General features: G+C 68.5%; 5 protein-coding genes. 4 read left to right on the top strand and 1 reads right to left on the bottom strand.

What is annotated here, in order from left to right:
- A partial coding sequence (locus tag ACESMY_RS21325; protein ID WP_372786646.1) for a class I tRNA ligase family protein occupies window positions 1-1527 on the top strand: 1527 nt, incomplete at its 5' end.
- 9 nt (window positions 1528-1536) lie between these two features.
- Here the strand turns inward: ACESMY_RS21325 and ACESMY_RS21320 are convergent.
- Window positions 1537-2586, bottom strand: coding sequence for an aspartyl/asparaginyl beta-hydroxylase domain-containing protein (locus ACESMY_RS21320; protein WP_372786645.1), 1050 nt, complete (start codon window positions 2584-2586; stop codon window positions 1537-1539).
- A 270-nt stretch (window positions 2587-2856) separates the two neighbouring features.
- Here ACESMY_RS21320 and ACESMY_RS21315 point away from each other — a divergent pair, with 270 nt between their 5' ends.
- The 3 genes from ACESMY_RS21315 to ACESMY_RS21305 all read left to right on the top strand — a co-directional run bounded on the left by ACESMY_RS21315 (window position 2857) and on the right by ACESMY_RS21305 (window position 6964).
- Entirely contained in the window at window positions 2857-4383 is a 1527-nt protein-coding gene (locus tag ACESMY_RS21315; protein WP_372786644.1) for a S10 family peptidase, read from the top strand.
- An 83-nt stretch (window positions 4384-4466) separates the two neighbouring features.
- A complete protein-coding gene (locus ACESMY_RS21310) occupies window positions 4467-6227 on the top strand; it encodes a class I adenylate-forming enzyme family protein (RefSeq protein ID WP_372786643.1) in 1761 nt (586 codons plus the stop codon).
- A complete protein-coding gene (locus ACESMY_RS21305; RefSeq protein ID WP_372786647.1) occupies window positions 6224-6964 on the top strand; it encodes a TlyA family RNA methyltransferase in 741 nt (246 codons plus the stop codon). Before ACESMY_RS21310 ends, ACESMY_RS21305 begins: the two co-directional genes overlap by 4 nt.
- Window positions 6965-6997: the final 33 nt, after the last annotated feature.

Below are 6997 nucleotides of genomic sequence, written 5' to 3'. Positions count from 1 at the left end.
TGGGAGAAGACCTATTTCGAGTGGATGCGGAACATCCAGCCCTGGTGCATCTCGCGCCAGCTCTGGTGGGGCCACCGCATCCCGGCCTGGTTCGGGCCTGGCGGGAAGATCTTCGTCGCCGAGACCGAGGCCGAAGCGAAGAAGCAAGCCTACGAGCACTATGGCCGCGAGGAGGATCTGCGCCAGGATGAGGATGTCCTCGACACCTGGTTCTCGTCCGCGCTCTGGCCGTTCTCGACGCTGGGCTGGCCGGAGAAGACCGAGGACCTGGCGCGGTTCTACCCGACCCACACCCTGATCACCGGCTTCGACATCATCTTCTTCTGGGTCGCCCGGATGATGATGCAGGGCATCCATTTCATGGACGGCCAGCCGCCGTTCAAACGCATCTTCATCAACGCCCTGGTCCGCGACGCGGAGGGCAAGAAGATGTCGAAGTCCAAGGGCAACGTCATGGACCCCCTGGAGCTGGTGGACGACTACGGCGCCGATGCGCTGCGCTTCACGCTGACGGCCATGTCCGGGCAGGCTCGGGACATCAAGCTCTCGCGCGAGCGCATCGAAGGCTACCGCAACTTCGGCACCAAGCTCTGGAACGCCACCCGCTTCACCCAGATGAACGGGGCGGCGAGGGCGGAGGGCTTCGATCCGGCGAAGGTCAAGCTGCCGCTCAACCGCTGGATCGTCGGCGAGACCACGCGGACCGCCAAGGCGGTGACGGCAGCGCTCGACACCTGCGGCTTCGATGCGGCCGCCGATGGCCTCTACCGCTTCGTCTGGCGCCAGTACTGCGACTGGTACGTAGAGCTCTCCAAGCCGGTGCTCGGCAAGCCTGACGAACCCTCGGCCGACGAGGCGGCCCGCGACGAGACCCGCGCCACCGCGGCCTGGGTGCTGGACGTGATCCTGAAGCTCTTGCACCCCGTCATGCCGTTCCTCACCGAGGAGCTCTGGGGCCAGACCCAGGCGCTGGGCGCGCCCCGGGCCCACAAGGGCTTCCTGATGACCGCGCCCTGGCCGCAGCTCCCGGACAGCCTGATCGATCCCAGGGCCGACGCCGAGATCGGCCTGATCGTCGAGACCATCGCCGAGGGCCGCTCGGTCCGCGCCGAGCTGAACGTCCCCAATTCGGCCCGCCCGGCCTTGCTGGTCGTCGATGCCACGGCGGCCCAGCGCGGCGTGCTGCAGGACGCCGCCCCGCTGATCATGCAGATGCTGCGGGTCGCCGAGGTCCGCGTCGTCGACGCCCCGCCGCCGGGCGCGATCCCCTACGTCGTCGAAGGCGCGACGCTGGCGCTGCCGGTGGCCGACTTCATCGACGTGGCCGCGGAACGCGCGCGGCTCGGCAAGGAGGTGAACACGCTCGCCTCCGATATCGAGCGCACCGCCAAGAAGCTGGCCAACGCCGATTTTGTCGCCCGCGCGCCGGAGGAGGTGGTCGAGGAGAACCGCGAACGACTGGCCGAGGCCGAGGCCGCCCGCGGCAAGCTGGAGGCCGCCCTGGCGCGCCTGCAGGCCGTCGCCTGACGGGGCGCCTCAGGCCGAAGAGCCGGCGATGTAGTCGGGCAGGGCGCCGTAGAACTCGCCCACCCCGGCGGTGAGCGCCGTGACCAGCTCGCGCTCGGCGGGCGTCACATGCGGGTTCCAGGTGTCGAGGATCATGACGGCGCGAGGTTCGTCGCTGTCGTTCCAGGCCTCGTGCTCGATGGTGTCGTCAAAGACGAATGCCTTGCCGGGCTCCCAGCTCCGTTGCTCCGAGCCCACCCGGAAGCCGCAGCCGGGCGGCACGACCAGGGGCAGGTGGACGATCAGCCGGGCATTGTTGACGCCCACATGCGGCGGGATCCGCGTCCTGGCCTCGAGGATCGAGAACACCGCCGTGGGGCCGGTCCGCAGGAGGTCGCACTTCGGCCAGGCCTCGAGCGCCGCGGCGGTCTTCGGGCAGCGCGCGAGGTTCTCCGCGTTCGGCGTCCCGGCGCGCCACAGGTAGAAGACGCCCCACCGGCGGGAGTTGTTCAGCTCCTGCCAGCGCGTCTGCGGGACCTTCTCGGCCATATAGGGTTCGAGCACTTCCGGCCCGTCGGCCAGCACCTCGATCAGTTCGGCGCGGATGTCGTCCGCCGCGGCATCGAGCGCGTCCAGCCACGGAAAGTCCGCGCGGTCGTAGAACTCGACGGGCGGCAGTTCGGGGAAGTACAGGAACGATGGCGAGGGCCGGTAGACGCGGCGCTTGCGCAGCAGGGTGTCCACGCATTTGTCGAACCGGTCGAGCCGCGCGTTTCCATGACGGGCGCGAACCGCGGCCAGGCTTTCCTGGAGGAAGGTTTCGAGCGCCCGGTCGTTGGCGTCGACCGCGCCCTTGGCGTGTTCAAGCACGGCCCGCGTGCTGGGCGGCAGGAATTGCGGGATGGCCTGCAGGGCCGTGCGGTAGACGGCCGCCGCGGTCCGCGACTCGCCATCGCTCTCGAACCGCCATCCCGCCTCCAGCAGGTTGCGGAACCCGCTGGGCGGAAGCGCCTCGATGAGCTGGCCGAGATCTGGATCGTCGCCGTACGCCATACCCTGCCGGACCTGCTGAAACGGCATGGTCCTTCCGGTGAGCCGGACATGGCGGCCATTGGTTTCCGACGACTGGACGAAAATCCGCGACGAACGATGTTCAGTGCATGCTCAATCGACTACGTACATATCTTAATGCAACAGATGCCAGCATCGCCATAGCATCAAGCGACTGAAGGCGCCGATGACACCGAGGTTTCCGATCCACCCCCGCACGCCGGTGAAATCTATCGCTGGTTTAACTTGCGGACGCCCCGGTCTTGTCCATCTTGACGCGGTCGATGGGGGAATCTGCGCATGCGTAGGCTGATGATCGTCGCCGCGGCGGCCGTGGCGCTGTCGTTCGGGTTGTCTGGGGCGACGGGGGCCTGGGCCGCCGACGACGCGCCCGCCAAGTCCGACGCCAAGGACAAGCCCGGCGACAAGGACAAGATCGACCTGCCGCCGTTCCCGGCCGACGCCTCCGTCAAGCAGGTGACCCACGTCGCCGGCAAGACGCTCAACTACACCGCCACCGTCGGCTCGCTGCCGGTGCGCGACGAGAAGGGCAAGAAGATCGCCGAGGTGGTGTTCACCGCCTACGTCCTCGACGGCCCGAGGGATCCCGACCGGCCGGTGACCTTCGCCTTCAACGGCGGGCCAGGCGCGGCCTCGGTCTATCTGAACCTCGGCGCGATCGGGCCCAAGCGCGTGCAGTTCGGCGCCCAGGGCGACAGCCCCTCGGATTCCGCCAAACTGGTCGACAATCCCGGCACCTGGCTCGATGTCACCGACATGGTGTTCATCGATCCGGTCGGCACCGGCTTCTCGCGTTCGCTGGTCGACAAGGACGAGACCAAGAAGCGGTTCTATTCGATCAAGCCGGATATCGAGTACCTGTCGCGCACGGTCTACGACTGGCTGCTCAGGAACGGCCGCATGGCCTCGCCGAAGTATATCACCGGCGAGAGCTACGGCGGCTATCGCGTCCCGCGCATCACCTACTTCCTGCAGACCCAGCTCGGTGTCGGCATCAAGGGCATGGTGATGGTCTCGCCCTACCTCGAACCGCCGATGGACCAGGCGCCCAACTTCTCGCCGATGACCTGGGTCACCACGCTGCCGTCGATGACCGCCGCCAACTACGAGCGCCAGGGCAAGACCCTATCGCCGGAGCAGATGCGGGAAGTCGAGGACTATGCCCGCGGCGAGTTCGTCACCGACCTGATGAAGGGCCGCCGCGACCCCGCCGCGGTCAGCCGCCTGGTCGGGAAGGTGACCGGCTATACGGGCCTGCCCGCGGACTTCGTGAAGCGGTCCGGCGGACGCATCGAGATCGGCGCTTTCCTGCGCGAGCTCTACCGCGACACCGGGAAGATCGGCAGCGTCTACGACTCCAACGTGACCCAGGACGATCCCTTCCCCTGGTCGGCCACCGGCCAGCGCGGCGATCCCATTCTCGACGCCATCATCGCGCCGACCACCAGCGCCATGGTCGACTTCGACACCCGTGTGGTCGGTTGGAAGGCCGAGGGCCGGTTCAACGCGCTGAGCTATGACGTGGGCGAGAACTGGGAAAAGGGCGTCGAGCTCACCGAAGCCACGACGGACCTGCGCCAGGCCATCGCCGCCGACCCGAAGATGAAGGTGCTGATCGTCCACGGCTACGACGACCTGTCGTGCCCCTATTTCGTCTCGCGCCTGGTCATCGACCAGATGCCGATCACCGGCGATCCGGGGCGGGTGAAGCTGTCGATCTATCCAGGCGGCCACATGTTCTACAGCCGCCCCGCCAGCCAGGCGTCTTTCCGCAGCGACGTCCTGCAGGTTTTCGGCGCTCGCTGACCTAGCGCTCCGCCCTGGGTTATGTTTGTTCACCTATAGGCCGCACCGGCGGAAGACTCGCGTGAAAGCTTAGGAGAGGACCTATGTCAGAGGCCGTTTTGCCGCCCGGCTGGCCCGCCATGTCGATTGCGCAGGCGAACGCCCTGATCACCCAGCCCGGATCGGTGCTGGAGGTCGAAGAGCGCGATATCCGCGGCGTGCGGACCAAGGTCTGGAAGAACCTGCCGCCGTCGCTGCGCGCGGTGGTCGAGGCGGGACGCGCCCACGGCGAGCGGATCTTCCTGGTCTACGAAGACGAGCGGGTGAGCTTCGAGGCCTTCTATCGCGCCGTCGCGGCGCTCGCCGCGGAACTGGCCGCGCAGGGCGTCGGCAAGGGCGACCGCGTCGCGGTGATCATGCGCAACCTGCCGGAGTGGGTGGTCGCCTTCTACGCGGCGGCCTCGCTGGGCGCGGTGGTGACGCCGCTGAACGCCTGGTGGACCGGGCCGGAGTTGGAATACGGCCTGACCGATTCCGGAACCAAGATCGCGCTGATGGACGCCGAGCGCTACGAGCGGATGACCGAGCATCTGCCGAACTGCCCGGAGCTCGCCCGCGTCTATGTGAGCCGGGCGCGCGAGGAGATCGCCCACCCGCTGGTCACCAAGCTCGAGGACGTGATTGGGACGCCCGACGTCTGGCGGGCCCTGCCGACCCGTGACCTGCCGGCCGTGGAGATCGGTCCCGAGGACGACGCCACGATCTTCTACACCTCCGGCACCACGGGTAAGCCGAAGGGCGCGCTGGCCACGCAGCGCGGCGTCAACACCAACATCTTCACCGCAGCGGCCGCCGGCGCGCGCAGCTTCCTGCGCAAGGGCGAGGCGCCGCCCGCGCCCGACCCGGAAGGCCCGCAGCGTTCGTCGCTGATCTCGGTGCCGTTCTTCCACGTCACCGGCTGCATGGCGGTCCTGAACCCCAGCCTGTTCGGCGGGGCCAAGCTGGTGATGATGCACAAGTGGGATGTGATCCGCGCCTTCGAGCTGATCGAGCGCGAGAAGATCCAGTCGGCCGGTGGGGTGCCCACCATCGCCTGGCAGCTGATCGAACATCCCGCCCGCGCCAACTACGACCTGTCGTCGCTCGAGTCGGTGGCCTACGGCGGCGCGCCCTCGGCGCCGGAGCTGGTCAAACGCCTGCGCGAGGCCTTCCCGAAATCGCAGTCCGGCCAGGGCTGGGGCATGACCGAGACCTGCGCCACCGTCACCTCCAACGGCGCCGAGGACTATTCCAACCGGCCGGACAGCTGCGGCGTGCCGGCGGCCGTGGCGGCGCTCGAGATCCGCGATGCGGCCGACGGTGTCACCGTGCTGCCGGCCGGCGAGGTCGGCGAGCTGTGGTCCTTTGGCCCGATGAACGTGAAGGGCTACTGGAACAAGCCGGAGGCCTCGGCCCAGACCTTCGTCGACGGCTGGGTGCGCACCGGCGACCTGGCGAAGCTCGACGACGAGGGCTTCTGCTTCATCATCGACCGGGCCAAGGACATGCTGATCCGCGGCGGCGAGAACATCTACTGCGTGGAGGTGGAGAACGCGCTCTACGACCATCCGGCCGTGATGGACGCCGCGGTGGTCGGCATTCCGCACCGGATCCTGGGCGAGGAGCCTGGCGCCGTGGTGACCCTGAAGCCCGGCATGCATGCGACCGAGGAAGAGCTGCGCGCCCACGTGGCCGAGCGGCTGGCGGCCTTCAAGGTGCCGGTGAAGATCAAGTTCTGGCACGAGGTTCTGCCGCGCAACGCCAACGGCAAGATCCTCAAGAACGAGCTGAAGAAGCTGTTCGAAGACGAGCAGGCGAGCGCCTGAGGAGCCGGGCCGATCGCCTCCTGGTCGCGCGCGGCCTGTTCGAAAGCCGCGCCAAGGCCCGCGCCGCCATCGAGGCCGGCGGCGTGACGGCCGATGGACGGCCGGTTCTGAAACCTTCCGAGCTGCTGGCCGACGACGCGGTTCTCGCCGCGACCCCGGCCCATCCCTGGGTGGGGCGCGGCGCGCTCAAGCTGGAACATGCATTCATCACCTGGCCGATCGTCGTCGAGGGCCGGGCGGTGCTCGACATCGGCGCCTCGACCGGCGGCTTCACCGAGGTCTGCCTGGCGGCCGGCGCGCGGCGGGTCTACGCGGTCGACGTCGGCCGCGGACAGCTGCATGCCAGCCTGACCGACGATCCGCGGGTGGTGGCGCTCGAAGGTCTCGACGCGCGCAGCCTGACGCCGGCGGAGATCCCTGAAACACCGCAGCTCGTGGTCTGCGACGTGAGCTTCATCGGGCTCGCCAAGGCGCTGCCGGCGGCGCTGGCCCTGGCCGGCGACGGCGCGGCGCTGGTCGCCCTGGTCAAGCCGCAGTTCGAGGTCGGACCGGAGCGGGTGGGGAAGGGCGGCCTCGTCAAGGCGCCGGCTGCGCGCGCCGAAGCCCTGGAGGCGGTGAAGGGGTTCCTGGCGGACGCGGGGTGGACGGTCCGCGAGACGATCGACAGCCCCATCGAGGGGGGCGACGGCAATCGCGAATATCTGCTCTGGGCGCAAAAGAATGGCCGCCCGCGGTGAGGCGGACGGCCAGACTTAAGCTTGGCGGCTAGG

Source organism: Phenylobacterium sp., assembly GCF_041691455.1.
In the GTDB taxonomy this organism is placed as follows: Bacteria; Pseudomonadota; Alphaproteobacteria; order Caulobacterales; family Caulobacteraceae; genus Phenylobacterium.
Note: the sequence above shows the minus strand (reverse complement) of the source record. Positions and strands in the feature narration are given on the sequence as shown.

Coding starts and splice junctions, on each gene's coding strand:
- ACESMY_RS21320 (WP_372786645.1), bottom strand. CDS start 2,586: ATGCCGTTTCAGCAGGTCCGGCAGGGTATGGCGTACGGCGACGATCCA.
- ACESMY_RS21315 (WP_372786644.1), top strand. CDS start 2,857: ATGCGTAGGCTGATGATCGTCGCCGCGGCGGCCGTGGCGCTGTCGTTC.
- ACESMY_RS21310 (WP_372786643.1), top strand. CDS start 4,467: ATGTCAGAGGCCGTTTTGCCGCCCGGCTGGCCCGCCATGTCGATTGCG.